Source organism: Mesorhizobium sp. M1D.F.Ca.ET.231.01.1.1, from assembly GCF_003999155.2.
Taxonomy (GTDB): domain Bacteria; phylum Pseudomonadota; class Alphaproteobacteria; order Rhizobiales; family Rhizobiaceae; genus Mesorhizobium.
Window position 1 is genome coordinate 26,191 of sequence record NZ_RZOZ02000008.1, and the last position, 12,828, is coordinate 39,018.

At 65.4% G+C, this 12,828-nt stretch carries 10 protein-coding genes and 1 pseudogene; 8 read left to right on the top strand and 3 right to left on the bottom strand.

Annotated elements, in window-relative coordinates; translation table 11 throughout:
• Positions 1-4 precede the first annotated feature (4 nt).
• Both EN874_RS20765 and EN874_RS20770 read left to right on the top strand, forming a co-directional pair.
• Positions 5-802, top strand: coding sequence for a ParA family protein (locus tag EN874_RS20765; RefSeq protein WP_126086756.1), 798 nt, complete (start codon positions 5-7; stop codon positions 800-802).
• A gap of 64 nt (positions 803-866) precedes the next feature.
• The gene (locus EN874_RS20770; protein ID WP_127427043.1) at positions 867-1,757 is read left to right on the top strand and encodes a ParB/RepB/Spo0J family partition protein; all 891 of its coding nucleotides are present in this window, start codon (positions 867-869) and stop codon (positions 1,755-1,757) included.
• Between the two features lie 282 nt (positions 1,758-2,039).
• On the opposite strand, the pseudogene EN874_RS20775 reads toward EN874_RS20770, so the two are convergent.
• Positions 2,040-2,256 (bottom strand): annotated as a pseudogene (locus EN874_RS20775) (GIY-YIG nuclease family protein).
• Positions 2,257-2,813: 557 nt separating this feature from the next.
• On the opposite strand from EN874_RS20775, the gene EN874_RS20780 reads away from it, so the two are divergent.
• Positions 2,814-3,440: a DUF1326 domain-containing protein gene (locus EN874_RS20780; RefSeq protein ID WP_127427044.1), complete on the top strand. Its 627-nt coding sequence runs from the start codon at positions 2,814-2,816 to the stop codon at positions 3,438-3,440.
• Positions 3,441-3,472: 32 nt separating this feature from the next.
• On the top strand, positions 3,473-4,261 hold the full coding sequence (locus EN874_RS20785) for a DUF2182 domain-containing protein (protein ID WP_127427045.1): 789 nt from the start codon (positions 3,473-3,475) through the stop codon (positions 4,259-4,261).
• 311 nt (positions 4,262-4,572) lie between these two features.
• Here the strand turns inward: EN874_RS20785 and holA are convergent, their stop codons facing one another.
• Positions 4,573-5,616, bottom strand: coding sequence for a DNA polymerase III subunit delta (gene holA / locus EN874_RS20790; RefSeq protein WP_127427046.1), 1,044 nt, complete (start codon positions 5,614-5,616; stop codon positions 4,573-4,575).
• A 579-nt stretch (positions 5,617-6,195) separates the two neighbouring features.
• On the opposite strand from holA, the gene EN874_RS20800 reads away from it, so the two are divergent.
• The 4 genes from EN874_RS20800 (at position 6,196) to lpdA (ending at position 11,495) form a co-directional block, all read left to right on the top strand.
• Positions 6,196-7,428, top strand: a complete 1,233-nt coding sequence (locus EN874_RS20800; RefSeq protein ID WP_127427048.1) for a 3-methyl-2-oxobutanoate dehydrogenase (2-methylpropanoyl-transferring) subunit alpha — start codon at positions 6,196-6,198, stop codon at positions 7,426-7,428.
• A gap of 2 nt (positions 7,429-7,430) precedes the next feature.
• Positions 7,431-8,444, top strand: coding sequence for an alpha-ketoacid dehydrogenase subunit beta (locus tag EN874_RS20805; protein ID WP_127427049.1), 1,014 nt, complete (start codon positions 7,431-7,433; stop codon positions 8,442-8,444).
• Between the two features lie 19 nt (positions 8,445-8,463).
• A complete protein-coding gene (locus tag EN874_RS20810; RefSeq protein ID WP_127427050.1) occupies positions 8,464-9,849 on the top strand; it encodes a dihydrolipoamide acetyltransferase family protein in 1,386 nt (461 codons plus the stop codon).
• A gap of 233 nt (positions 9,850-10,082) precedes the next feature.
• Complete coding sequence (gene lpdA / locus EN874_RS20815; protein WP_127427051.1) at positions 10,083-11,495, top strand: dihydrolipoyl dehydrogenase; 1,413 nt, start codon at positions 10,083-10,085, stop codon at positions 11,493-11,495.
• 192 nt (positions 11,496-11,687) lie between these two features.
• On the opposite strand, the gene EN874_RS20820 is transcribed toward lpdA, so the two are convergent.
• A complete protein-coding gene (locus tag EN874_RS20820) occupies positions 11,688-12,791 on the bottom strand; it encodes a saccharopine dehydrogenase family protein (RefSeq protein WP_127427052.1) in 1,104 nt (367 codons plus the stop codon).
• Positions 12,792-12,828: the final 37 nt, after the last annotated feature.

Sequence of the window (12,828 nt, forward strand, 5' to 3'; positions counted from 1 at the left end):
ACCCATGAAAACTGGACCGCGTATCATCACCGTCGCCAACCAGAAGGGCGGCGTCGGCAAGACCACCACGGCCATCAACCTCGCCACGGCGCTGGCGGCGATCGGCGAGCGGGTGCTGATCGTCGACCTCGATCCGCAGGGCAATGCCAGCACCGGGCTGGGCATCGACCGCAAGGACCGCACCGTCTCGTCCTATGACGTGCTGACCGGCGAGCTCGAGCTGGAAGCGGCCGCGGTGCCGACGGCGGTGCCGGGCTTGTCCATCGTTCCTTCGACGCTCGACCTGCTCGGCATCGAAATGGAGATCGCCTCGGCGCCGGACCGGGTGCTGAGGCTGCGCAACGCGCTGCGCGCCGCGGCCGAGCGTTCGGCGCCGTTCGGCTACGTGCTGATCGACTGCCCGCCCTCGCTCAATCTTTTGACCTTGAATTCAATGGCGGCAGCCGATTCCGTTCTGGTGCCGCTGCAATGCGAGTTCTTCGCGCTCGAAGGTCTAAGCCAGCTCCTCGAAACGGTCGAGCAGGTGCGCGGAACGATCAATCCGGATCTCACCATCCAGGGCATCGTGCTCACCATGTATGACGGGCGCAACAACCTCGCCAATCAGGTGGTGCAGGACGTGCGCACCCATATGGGCGACAAGGTCTATGAGACGATCATCCCGCGCAACGTGCGCGTCTCCGAAGCGCCGTCCTACGGCAAGCCGGCGATCCTTTACGATCTCAAATGCTCCGGCAGCCAGGCCTATCTGCAGCTCGCCTCGGAAGTGATCCGCCGCGAGCGCAAGCTGCGCGCGGCTTGAGGCGAACAGGCCGAATTCCATTGACGAATAGCCGATTCGATTCCGAAACGATCTGGACAGGGTAATGAGCGAAGACCAATCGAGAAAAAGACTGGGCCGTGGCCTTGCGGCGCTGATCGGCGAGATCGACCGTCCGGCGGCGCCGGAAAAGCCGAGCGCGGTCACCGCGGACGGCAAGGTGCCGATCGAGTTCGTCAGCCCGAATCCAAAGAACCCGCGCCGGCATTTCGGCGACGCCGAGCTTACCGATCTCGCGCAGTCGATCCGCGAGCATGGCGTGGTGCAGCCGGTGGTGGCGCGGCCCTCGCCCTCATCTCCCGGCCGCTACGAGATCATCGCCGGCGAGCGGCGCTGGCGGGCGGCGCAGCGCGCCGGCCTGACCGAGATTCCGCTCATCGTGCGCGACGTCAACGACCGCACGGCGCTGGAACTGGCGATCATCGAGAACGTGCAGCGCGCCGACCTCAACCCGGTCGAGGAAGCGCAAGGCTACCAGCAGCTGATCGACGAGCACGGCTACACCCAGGCCGATCTCGGCCAGGTGATCGGCAAGAGCCGCAGCCATGTCGCCAACACGCTGCGTCTTTTGAAGCTGCCCAATGTCATCCGCGACATGCTGGTCGATGGCGATTTGTCGGCCGGCCATGCCCGCACGCTGGTCACAGCCGAGGATCCGGCCGGCCTTGCCAAGCGCATCGTCAAGGAGGGGCTTTCGGTGCGCCAGGCCGAGGCGCTGGCGCAGATGCCCGCCGGCCCGACGCCCGCCAAGGTGAAGTCCGCGGCGAGCGCGCCGGAGAAGGACCCCGACACGCTGGCGCTGGAGAAGCTGATGACCGACACGATCGGCATGATCGTGTCGATCGAGCACAAGGGCAAAGGCGGCACGCTGCGGGTCAGCTACCGCACGCTGGACCAGCTCGACGAGCTGTGCCGGCGCCTGAAGGACGAGCGGTAAGTTGCTGATGCGCAAGGAATTAGCCGGCTAATGAAAGTTCTGGCTTAAGGCCGGATGTGCCTGATATATCGGTGATAGACGCGTGAAGGGGGGGCGATGTGCCGGCCCTTTTTCTATGGCGATTGGCAATCGGCGAGGATCTGCAAATCTCCCCTCTGAGAAAGGTACGCTGTCTCGCCAACGCATCCGTCGTCATTCTAGGGCGGAGCAAGGAGCGAAGCGACGCGCGCAGACCCTAGAATCCATGCCGTTACATGGGAGCGCCGCAACGGCGCAGAACAATCACCAGCCAATTCCGCGAAAGAGCTCGAACCATTCCGGGTTGGCTTTCTCTATGAGCTCGACCTTCCATCGGCGGGGCCAGCGCTTCGGCGATGTCGAAATACTCCCCGTACCAGACCAAACGCTGCACGCCGTAGCGGCTGGTGAAGCGCGAGCCTTTGCCGGTTTTGTGCTCCGGCATCCGACGAGCAAGGTCGTTGGTGACACCGATATAGATCGTGCCGCCTTTCTAGCTCGCGGTCATATAGACGTAGCCTGTCATATTGCGATCTTAGCTGGCGCTGTCGCTAGCGGCTATTCTGGACGGCAGCATTCTACGGCCAATGTCACGGCATGGATTCTAGGGTCTGCGCGCGTCGCTTCGCTCCTTGCTCCGCCCTAGAATGACGAAGGATATGTTGGCGGGACAGCGCCCCCCTCTGGCTTGCCAGCCATCTCCCCCGCAAGGGGGGAGATCAGCCGGCATCTCGGCTCTCGCCAATCGCCGGGGTTGCTCTCTACTTCTGCCCCAATCTCGCGCTCTCAATCGCAATGCCGAGCAGCGCTTGTCTTGTCAGCGTCTCCAACAGGTCCGGCCGTCTGGCCAGCGCAGCCGCCGGTGCCGGGTGCTCGGCTTGACTGTGCCGGGCTTCGGCGTACGCTTAAATCAGCAAGTTAAATCATATGCCCTGGCGTGCCGATCAGTCGCGGCGTGGGCTATTTGCCGCGATCGACGTGAAGCGGCGCCACAAGAAGCGATCCTGCCGACGCGCCTGACACAAATGGGAGGTGTAGATGGCGGTCAGCTGGCAATTGTCTGGAAGTTACTTCGAAAATTGTAGCTGCGATGTCGTATGTCCTTGCCTGCTGTCCACCAATGCGCAGCTGACATCGAAGCCGACGAAAGGCGTTTGCGACGTCGGCCTGGTCTTTCATATCGACAAGGGCAATTTCGGCGACGTTCGATTGGATGGCCTCAGCGTCGCGATGGTTGCCCACACGCCGGGTCCGATGGCGGACGGCAATTGGACGGCTGCCGCCTATATCGACGAACGCGCCGATGACAGGCAAACGGAGGCGCTGGGCGCGATCTTCACCGGCGCCGCGGGCGGTCCGATGGCCTTGCTGGCACCCATGATCGGCACCAATCTCGGAGCCAAGAAGGTTCCGATAAGCTACCGGATAGACGGCAAGAAGCGGTCGGCGGAGATTGCGGGCGTCCTGAAGATGGCGGTCGAACCGCTGCCGACAATGCGCGAGGACGGGCAGATGTGGGCGGCCACCGGCCATCCGATCAATCCCGACTGGCTGGCTCTGGCGTTGGGGGCGGAGGGCAGCACGTTCAGCGACCATGGCATGAGTTGGGACAATTCGCGCCGGAACGGACATTACGCGCCGATCAATTGGTCCGGCCAGCAATAGCGCCTGGCGGCATGCTCGGACCTCACTCGCCCATGGCGCTGACGTTGCAGCGAAACATCGTTCTGGCGCTGCTGATCGCTATCGCGGCGGCGGCGTGGACCTTGCTCATCTGGCAGCAGATCGGCAACGACGCGGACATGCGCATGGACATGTACTCACCCACCATGGGCATGACGGCGCCGCTGTTTCTCGCCGCCTGGATGATCATGATGGTTGCGATGATGTTTCCAACGGCCGCGCCGATGATCCTGACGTTTCACCAGGTCCAGGCCGGCAAGCAGGGTCGCGGCGAAACCTTTGTCTCGACCTGGGTGTTCATGGCGGGCTACCTGCTAGTTTGGGGGCTGATGGGCGTTCTCGCCTTTGCCGGCGCGGCGGGCGCGGAGATGCTCGCCGAGCATGTGGGATTGTCCGCGGCGGCGGCGGCGCGCATCGGCGGCGTGCTGTTGATGATGGCGGGCGCCTATCAGCTCTCCCCGTTGAAAGATCTGTGCCTCGCCAAATGCCGGACGCCGATCGGCTTCATCCTAACCTCGTGGCGTGATGGTCAGTGGGGCGCGGTGCGCATGGGCCTGGAACATGGCCTCTTTTGCCTGGGCTGCTGCTGGCTGTTGTTCCTTGCTCTCTTTCCTCTCGGGATCATGAACCTCGCCGCTATGGCCGTGGTCACCTTGCTGGTTTTCGCGGAAAAGACCCTCGCGTCAGGAGCGCGGATAGCGAAGCTGTCGGGTGTCGCTCTGATTCTCTACGGCGCGGCGGCACTGGTCTTTCCACAAGCGCTGCCAACCTTCCAGCCGGCGGACGCCATGATGATGAACTGAGCGGCAGGACAAGTGCGATGGCGCGCGAAGGGGGCCGTTTACGCCTGATATATTGGTGATAGCCGGGAAGGCTACGCCGGCTTTTGTTAGCGGCGGTAATTGGCGAAAACGGCCGCGACGGCTGATCTCCCCCCTTGTGGGGGAGATGCCCGGCAGGGCAGGGGGGCGTGAAGGAATGCTTCGTCTGAAAGGTTCGGCCACTCGCACGACTCCACGGGGAGGCTGCGAGACCGATTGAGGCGCTGGCGGGACAGCGCCCCCCTCTGTCCTGCCGGACATCTCCCCCACAAGGGGGGAGATCAGCTAATCGCTTACCTTTGCCCCAGCCGAGCGCTTTCCACCGCGATGCCGAGCAACGCCTGCCTTGCCAGCGCCTCGGACAAATCCGGCCGTTTGCGGGTCTGCAGCACCGCCGTCTGCAGGCGGTTGAGCGCCCGCCCAAGCGCCTCGACATTCCAGCGCTCCAGCGTTTTTTCCACCAGCTTGCGGCGCGAGAAGAAGACAGGCGGGCGGGCGCCGGCCACGACCGAGGCGGCGTTGCGGCCGCCGGCCTCCATCTGGCCGCGCATCAGCTGGATCGCCTGCAATTGCCGCATCGCCGACGACAGCACCAGGAAAGGGTGGCCGCCCGACTGGCAGTGGCGGGTGAAGGCGGTGTCGAAGTCGCCGACCTTGCCATCGAGCATGGCGTCGACCGCGGCGTCGAAGGAAGCGCCGGAGACATCGCCCGACAGCGCGCCGACGTCGTCGATGCCGATCTCCTTGCGGCCGTGCGCGTAGAGAACCAGTTTCTCGATCTCGCCGCGCGACGCAAGCCGGTCGCCGCCAAGATTGCGGCGCAGCGCCTGGCGGGCGTCGAGCGTCATCGACATGCCGGCCTTGCGCAATTCGTCGTCGATCACCGAATCCAGGTCGCGGGCCTCGTCGGCGTAGCAGGGCAAGGCGATGGCGTTGCCGGCGGCCTCGACGATGGCCCGAAGCCCAGTGCCCTTCTTCAGGTCGCCCGCTTCAATCAGAATGATCGCGTCCCGCGCCGGTTCGGCCGTCAGCGCCTTGATGTCGTCGGCCAGCGCCTTCTGGCCGCTGGCGTTGCGCACCCAGAGCAGACGCCGGTCGGAGAACATCGGCACGGTGCGGGCCTCGTCGAGCAGGCGGCCCTCGTCGCGGTCGACCTCCGCGCCGTCGAGCTTGACCACCGAGAACGGGTCGTCGAGCGGCAGGCCGGTCTTGCCGGCAAAAGCCTTGGCCCGTTCGGCGACAAGGCCGCGGTCGGGGCCGTAAAGCAGCACGATTGCCATGGCCGGATCCGGCTTCGCGAGCCACGAATCGACCTCATATCCCTTCTTCTGTGCCATACGGGCTGAGTTAGCATGAGGCGGGGTGGGGGAACCAGCGTTTCGGTGCATCGGGCGTGCGGCGCATGTGCCGCGAGCATTTTGGTTGACACCGGCCGATCACTCGGGCCTGGGAGCCAATGTCAAAGGTCGGCGCTGCCCCTCACCTGCCGGGCACTTCTCCCCGTATAGTGACGGGGAGAAGGGGGCTGGCCGCAACGCTGGTATCTTCTCTGCAACGTTGGAGATTTGCGAAATCAACGGCGAGAGAGCCCCTCTCCCCGTCACTATACGGGGAGAGGATGCCGGCAGGCAGGTGAGGGGCAGCGCCAACGCTGACAAAACTTGGCCGCTGACCGAACCTACCGCTTTTGCCTCCTCTTGCGCCTAAAGCTCTGCCGGCATTCGCCAAATTGCGCATGGCCCGAAAACATCGACAAGAAATTTCGCCGCCATATCTGCATCTTGGCGCCTGCGTGCCGCATCGGGTCCACAGGGCCGACGACCGGAGGATGGCCGCGCTCTGATCCGGCGAAATCGCACTGGTCTGGCGGCGCGGATGTGCCACTATCGCACCGGCAACATTGGAGGATGAAGGTCATGGCCGATGCTGGAATGTTGCGCTTTCATGTGCCCGAGCCCGAGGTCCGGCCCGGCGGCACGCCCGATTTCTCGAATGTGACCATTCCCAAGGCTGGCTCGGTGCCGCGCCCGGAGATCGACGTCGATCCGCGCACCATCCGCGACATGGCATTCTCCATCATCCGGGTGCTCAACCGCGCCGGCGAGGCCGTCGGTCCATGGGCCGGGCTGCTCACCGACGAGGAGCTGCTCGAGGGCCTGCGCAACATGATGCGGCTCAGGACCTTCGATGCGCGCATGCAGATGGCGCAGCGCCAGGGCAAGACCTCCTTCTACATGCAGCATCTCGGCGAAGAGGCGGTGAGCTCGGCCTTCCGCAAGGCGCTCAAGCCAGGCGACATGAATTTCCCGACCTATCGGCAAGCCGGCCTGCTGATCGCCGACGGCTATCCGATGGTCACGATGATGAACCAGATCTATTCCAACGAGGCCGATCCGCTGAAGGGCCGGCAGCTGCCGATCATGTATTCGTCGAAGGAGCACGGCTTCTTCTCGATCTCCGGCAATCTGGCGACGCAATACATCCAGGCGGTCGGCTGGGCGATGGCCTCGGCGATCTCGAAGGATTCGCGCATCGCCGCGGCCTGGATCGGCGACGGCTCGACGGCGGAATCGGATTTCCACTCGGCGCTGGTCTTCGCCTCGACCTACAAGGCGCCGGTCATCCTCAACGTCGTCAACAACCAGTGGGCGATCTCGACCTTTCAAGGGATCGCGCGCGGCGGCTCCGGCACTTTCGCCGCGCGGGGCCTGGGCTTCGGCATTCCGGCGCTGCGCGTCGACGGCAACGACTACCTCGCCGTCTATGCGGTGGCCAGGTGGGCGGCCGAGCGGGCGCGGAACAACCTCGGGCCGACGCTGGTCGAATATGTCACCTACCGCGCCGGCGCGCATTCGAGCTCGGACGATCCGTCCGCCTATCGGCCGAAGGCGGAGTCAGATGCCTGGCCGCTCGGCGACCCGATCATCCGGCTGAAGAACCATCTCATCCGCCAAGGCGCCTGGTCGGAGGAGCGCCACACCCAGGCAGAGGCGGAGATCCTGGAGACGGTGATCGCGGCGCAGAAGGAGGCCGAGAGCCACGGCACGCTGCATGCCGGCGGCAAGCCCTCGACCCGCGACATGTTCGAAGGCGTCTACGCCGAGATGCCGCCGCATCTCAGGCGTCAGCGCCAGCAGGCGGGGGTCTGACCATGCCCAGACGGACGATGATCGAGGCGATCCGCGACGCCATGGACGTGTCCATGGGAAGCGACGAGCGCGTCGTTGTGTTCGGCGAGGATGTCGGTTTCTTCGGCGGCGTCTTCCGCTGCACACAAGGGTTGCAGGCCAAATACGGCAAGAACCGCTGCTTCGACGCGCCGATCAGCGAATCCGGCATTGTCGGCGCCGCCATCGGCATGGCCGCCTATGGGCTGAAGCCGTGCGTCGAGGTGCAGTTCGCCGACTATGTCTACCCGGCCTACGACCAGATCGTCTCGGAAGCGGCGCGGCTGCGCTACCGCTCGAACGGCGACTTCACCTCCCCGATCGTGGTGCGCATGCCGACCGGTGGCGGCATTTTCGGCGGCCAGACGCACAGCCAGAGCCCGGAAGCTCTATTCACGCATGTGTCGGGCCTGAAGACGGTGGTGCCGTCCAACCCGCACGACGCCAAGGGGCTCCTGATCGCGGCGATCGAGGATCCGGACCCGGTGATCTTCCTCGAGCCGAAGCGGCTCTACAACGGTCCCTTCGACGGCCATCACGACCGGCCGGTGACGCCATGGTCGAAGCATCAGCTCGGCGAGGTCGCCGACGGCCATTACACCATCCCGCTCGGCAAGGCGGCGATCCGAAGGCCGGGCTCGGCCGTCACCGTGCTCGCCTACGGCACCATGGTCTATGTCGCGCAGGCCGCGGCCGACGAGACCGGCATCGATGCCGAGATCATCGATCTCAGGACGCTGTTGCCGCTCGATCTCGACACCATCGTCGCGTCGGTGAAGAAGACCGGGCGCTGCGTCGTGGTGCACGAGGCGACGCTCACCTCCGGCTTCGGCGCCGAGCTGGTCGCGCTGGTGCAGGAAAACTGCTTCTACCATCTGGAATCCCCGGTGGCGCGGGTCGCCGGCTGGGACACGCCCTACCCGCACGCACAGGAGTGGGAGTATTTCCCCGGCCCGGCGCGGGTCGGGCGCGCCCTCGTCGAGACGATTGAAGCTTGAAGAAGAGGGAAGCCTGAGGATGGGTGAATATGTGATCAAGCTTCCCGATGTCGGCGAAGGCGTCGCCGAGGCCGAGCTTGTCGAGTGGCATGTCAAGATCGGCGACCTGGTGCGCGAGGACGCTGTGCTGGCGGCGGTCATGACCGACAAGGCGACGGTCGAGATCCCGTCGCCGGTCGACGGCGAGATCCTTTGGCTCGGCGCCGAGATTGGCGACACGGTGGCGATCGGCTCGCCGATCGTGCGACTGAAGGTAGCCGGCGAGGGGAATGTGAAGGGCGGCGCCAATGAGAGCAGCGAGAACACCACCGCCGCTGGGGCGGACCACGGTTCTCGCCCTCCCGTTCAGTCCAGCCAAGAAACAACGCCGTCATCCTCGGGCTTGTCCCGAGGATCCACCGCCCCCTCAGGATTGGCAACGTCGCATCCTTCCAGGCCGGCAGATCCTCGGGACAAGCCCGAGGATGACGGCGTAAAAACGAATCGCGCCACGCCTGGCCCCTTAGGCGCACCACGCGCCGAAGGCGAAAAGCCGCTGGCTTCACCCGCCGTTCGTCTGCGCGCCAAGGAAGCTGGCATCGACCTTCGCCAGGTTGCGGGCAGTGGCCCGGCCGGGCGCATCAGCCATGGGGACATCGACGCCTTCCTGGCGCGCGGGCCGCAGCTTGCCCGCGCCACCGGCCTTGCGCCGAAGGACGGCGTCGAGGACATCAAGGTTGTCGGCCTGCGGCGCAAGATCGCCGAGAAAATGTCGCTCGCCAAATCGCGCATCCCGCACATCACCTATGTCGAGGAGATCGACGTCACGGCGCTGGAGGAGCTGCGCGCAACCCTCAACAAGGAGAAGCGCGGGACCAAGGGGGCGGAAAGGCCGAAGCTCACGCTGCTGCCCTTCCTGATGCGGGCGATGGTCAAGGCGATCGCCGACCAGCCGAACCTCAACGCGCTGTTCGACGACGAGGCCGGCGTCATCCATCGGCATGAAGGCATCCATATCGGCATCGCCGCGCAGACGCCCACCGGACTTGTGGTGCCGGTGGTCAAGCATGCCGAGGCGCGCGACATCTGGGATTGCGCCGCCGAGGTCAACCGGCTTGCCGAGGCGGCCAAGTCCGGCACGGCGAGCCGCGAGGAGCTTTCCGGCTCGACCATCACCATCACCTCGCTCGGCGCGATGGGCGGGGTCGCGACGACGCCGGTCATCAACCATCCGGAGGTGGCGATCGTCGGCGTCAACAAGATGATGGTGCGGCCGGTATGGGACGGCACCCAGTTCATCCCGCGCAAGATGATGAACCTGTCGTCCAGTTTCGACCATCGCGTCATCGACGGCTGGGATGCCGCGGTGTTCGTGCAGCGGATCAAGGCGCTGCTGGAGACGCCGGCGCTGATCTTCGTGGATTGAGGGGGAACATCCGAGATGATGGCGGGACAGCGCCCCCCTCTGCCTTGCCAGGCATCTCCCCCACAAGGGGGGAGATTGGACGTCACGCCGGATTTCGCCAATCACCAACGCTCCCGAAATGAGCGAGGCGCCGAAGCTGCTGATCTCCCCCCTCGTGGGGGAGATGTCCGGCAGGACAGAGGGGGGCGCGAAGGATCTCGACGGAACGTTCCCTCGGATCGAAGGATCACGTCATGAAAGAAATCTCCTGCAAGCTGCTCGTCATCGGCGCCGGTCCCGGCGGCTATGTCTGCGCCATCCGCGCCGGCCAGCTCGGCGTCGACACGGTGATCGTCGAGGTTGCGAAGCCGGGCGGCACCTGCCTCAATGTCGGCTGCATCCCGTCCAAGGCGCTCATCCATGCGGCGGAGGAGTTCGAGAAGATCGCTCACGTGGCCGGCGGCAAGGACCCGCTCGGCATCAAAATAGGCGAGCCGACGCTCGATCTGACCAAGACAGTGGCGTGGAAGGACGGCATCGTTAGCCGGCTCAACAGCGGCGTGGCCGGACTGCTCAAGAAGGCCAGGGTCAAGACCGTGCATGGCTGGGCGACGTTCCGGGACGGCAAAACCGTCGAGGTCGAGACCGAGACCGGCACGCAGGTGATCCGCGCCGAGACGGTGGTGATCGCGACCGGCTCGGCGCCGGTGGAATTGCCGTTCCTGCCCTTCGGCGGACCGGTCATCTCGTCGACGGAAGCGCTGGCGCTGAGCGAGGTGCCGAAGAAGCTCGCCGTGGTCGGCGGCGGCTATATCGGGCTGGAGCTCGGCATGGCCTTCGCCAAGATGGGCGCCAAGGTGACCGTGGTCGAAGCGCTGCCGCGCGTGCTCGCGCAATATGACGCGGAATTGACGCGGCCGGTTCTGAAGCGGCTCGGCGATCTCGGCGTCGAGGTGATGACCAATGCCAAGGCCAGGGGGCTGTCGACCCAGGGGCAGATGGGCAAGGGCGACGCGCTGCTGGTCGAGACGGCCGACGGCAAGAACGGCAAGGTCGCCGCCGACAGGATCCTGGTCACGGTCGGCCGCAAGCCGCTCACCGAGGGCTGGGGGCTGGAGCAGATCGACCTCGATATGGCGGGAAAATTCATCCGCATCGACGACCAGTGCCGGACCTCGATGCGCGGCATTTTTGCCATCGGCGACGTCACCGGCGAGCCGATGCTGGCGCACCGCGCCATGGCGCAGGGCGAGCTGGTGGCCGAGATCGTCGCCGGCCACAAGAGAAGCTGGGACAAGCGCGCTATTTCCGCGATCTGCTTCACCGATCCGGAGCTGGTCACTGCGGGCCTGTCACCGGACGAGGCGAAGGCGCTCGCCGGCGAGATCAAGATCGGCCAGTTTCCCTTCGCCGCCAACGGCCGCGCCATGACCAAGCAGGGCGAGGACGGCTTCGTGCGCGTCGTCGCCCGCGCCGACAATCATCTGGTGCTCGGCATCCAGGCGGTCGGGCAGGGCGTGTCGGAACTGTCGGCGGCGTTCGGCCTGGCGCTGGAAATGGGCGCGCGGCTGGAGGACATCGCCGGCACCATCCATGCGCACCCGACGCAGGGCGAAGGTTTCCAGGAAGCGGCGCTCAAGGCGCTCGGCCACGCGCTGCATATTTAGAGCTCCCCCTTCTCCCCTTGTGAGAGAAGGTGTCGCCGAAGGCGACGGATGAGGGGTGTTCCAGGGAACGCCGACGTCTCATTCCGTCCAAAACCCCTCATCCGTCTCGGCGCTGCGCGCCGATCCACCGCCCGGGCCACGGGTCTCGCCCCGTCCTTCGGACCCCACAAGGGGAGAAGGAGAGGGCACAACTCAGCTCGCCAGCCGGCTCACCATCTCGTGCTGGGCGTAGGCGCGGCCGAAGCGGTTGGCCAGGAAGGCGTCGAGGGCGATGTCCTCCTGGCGGACAAAACCCCGGGCCGGCAGCGAGCCGTCGGCCAGCATGTCGAGCACGGCGCAGATACCGGAGGCGGTGGTGATCTGGATGGCGCTGCGCACGATGGTGCCGGCGCGGTGCGAATAGATCTTGTTGGCGTAGGTTTCCTGCAGCAGGCGGCCGTTCTTGCGGCCCGAGACCGTGACGAAGACGATGACGACATCCTGCAGCGTCGCCGGAAGCGCGCTTTCGAAAATGTCCTTCAGAACGTCGCGGCGGTGGCGGAGCCCCAGATCGTTGAGCAGTGCCTTCATGATCGCGGCGTGGCCGGGATAGCGGATGGTGCGGTAGTTCAGCGTGCGCACCTTGCCTTTCAGCGTCTCGGCCAAAGTGCCGAGCCCGCCCGAGGTGTTGAAGGCTTCATAGGTGACGCCGTCGAGCGAGAATTCCTCGCGCTCTTCCAGCGGCGGCACCTCGATCAGCTCGCCTTCGACGATCGCCTCGCAGGGCTCGCAATATTCGTTGATGACGCCGTCCGTGCTCCAGGTGAGGTTGTAGTTCAGCGCGTTCGACGGATATTGCGGCAGCGCGCCGACGCGCATGCGCACACTCTCCAGCGTGTCGAAGCGGCTGGCGAGATCGTTGGCGACGATCGAGATGAAGCCGGGCGCCAGGCCGCATTGCGGGATGAAGGCGCTCTTGGCGTCGCGCGCCAGTTCCTTCACGCGCCGGGTCGAGACGACGTCCTCGGTGAGGTCGAGATAGTGCACCCCGGTGGCGGCGGCTGCCTCGGCGATGCGCGTGGTGAGGTGGAAGGGGGCGGCGCTCAGCACGGCGAACTTGCCGGCAAGGGTTTTCTCCAGCGCGCCTGGTGCTGCGATGTCGAGCTCCTGCGTCTCGACGCCGGCCGGCAACTCGGCGGCGGCAAGCTGGGCGGCCGAGCGATCGACGAGCGTGACGTGGTAGTCGCCCGTGGAGCTGAGCATCTCGGCGATGGTCGAGCCGATCTTGCCGGCGCCGACGACAACGATGTTCTTCATGGTCAATACCCCTGCCAATTCGAGTTGCCGGGAATCA

What these genes read in the sequence shown, in the direction of transcription:
- EN874_RS20765 (WP_126086756.1), top strand. Translation starts at nt 5, where the DNA reads ATGAAAACTGGACCGCGTATCATCACCGTCGCCAACCAGAAGGGCGGC.
- EN874_RS20770 (WP_127427043.1), top strand. Translation starts at nt 867, where the DNA reads ATGAGCGAAGACCAATCGAGAAAAAGACTGGGCCGTGGCCTTGCGGCG.
- EN874_RS20780 (WP_127427044.1), top strand. Translation starts at nt 2,814, where the DNA reads ATGGCGGTCAGCTGGCAATTGTCTGGAAGTTACTTCGAAAATTGTAGC.
- EN874_RS20785 (WP_127427045.1), top strand. Translation starts at nt 3,473, where the DNA reads ATGGCGCTGACGTTGCAGCGAAACATCGTTCTGGCGCTGCTGATCGCT.
- holA (WP_127427046.1), bottom strand. Translation starts at nt 5,616, where the DNA reads ATGGCACAGAAGAAGGGATATGAGGTCGATTCGTGGCTCGCGAAGCCG.
- EN874_RS20800 (WP_127427048.1), top strand. Translation starts at nt 6,196, where the DNA reads ATGGCCGATGCTGGAATGTTGCGCTTTCATGTGCCCGAGCCCGAGGTC.
- EN874_RS20805 (WP_127427049.1), top strand. Translation starts at nt 7,431, where the DNA reads ATGCCCAGACGGACGATGATCGAGGCGATCCGCGACGCCATGGACGTG.
- EN874_RS20810 (WP_127427050.1), top strand. Translation starts at nt 8,464, where the DNA reads ATGGGTGAATATGTGATCAAGCTTCCCGATGTCGGCGAAGGCGTCGCC.
- lpdA (WP_127427051.1), top strand. Translation starts at nt 10,083, where the DNA reads ATGAAAGAAATCTCCTGCAAGCTGCTCGTCATCGGCGCCGGTCCCGGC.
- EN874_RS20820 (WP_127427052.1), bottom strand. Translation starts at nt 12,791, where the DNA reads ATGAAGAACATCGTTGTCGTCGGCGCCGGCAAGATCGGCTCGACCATC.